General features: G+C 66.7%; 1 protein-coding gene. It reads right to left on the bottom strand.

The annotated features are described in order from the left end of the window. The coding region (locus GWG67_RS38870; protein ID WP_275174917.1) for a hypothetical protein at nucleotides 1-386 on the bottom strand (386 nt) is incomplete at its 3' end. Nucleotides 387-412: the final 26 nt, after the last annotated feature.

Raw genomic sequence — 412 nt, 5'->3', positions numbered from 1 at the left:
ACCTTCACGCGGTCGCCGTCGAAACGGACCTGCAGTTCCTGGGGCAGCAGGTGGGCGTTGAAGGAGAAGTTGAGTTCATCTTCGCCGATGCAGGCGTCGATCGCGGCCAGGGTTTGGGCCCGGGCGTCCGCGCTCAGGTCGGAGCGGTCGAACAGCAGCGCATCGAGCGCGCGGCCGGCGATGTGGTCCTCTTCCAGGATGCGCGTGAGGTGGTCGGAGTATTCCGGGTGGATGGTGCGGCCGGCCTGCAAGGTCAGGATGCCTTGCGGGATGGTGTGCAGCATGGCCTGGATGTCGGCCGTCTTGCGGCGCACCAGTTCGGAGCTTTCCTCGATCTTCGCCACCATCGCGTTGAACGCGGTGAGCGAGCGGCCGATCTCGTCCATGCGGGCGACGGGCACCCGGTGCGAGA

Origin of the sequence: Bradyrhizobium sp. CSS354 (genome assembly GCF_029051725.1) — a bacterium.
Taxonomy (GTDB): Bacteria; Pseudomonadota; Alphaproteobacteria; order Rhizobiales; family Xanthobacteraceae; genus Bradyrhizobium.
Note: the sequence above shows the minus strand (reverse complement) of the source record. Positions and strands in the feature narration are given on the sequence as shown.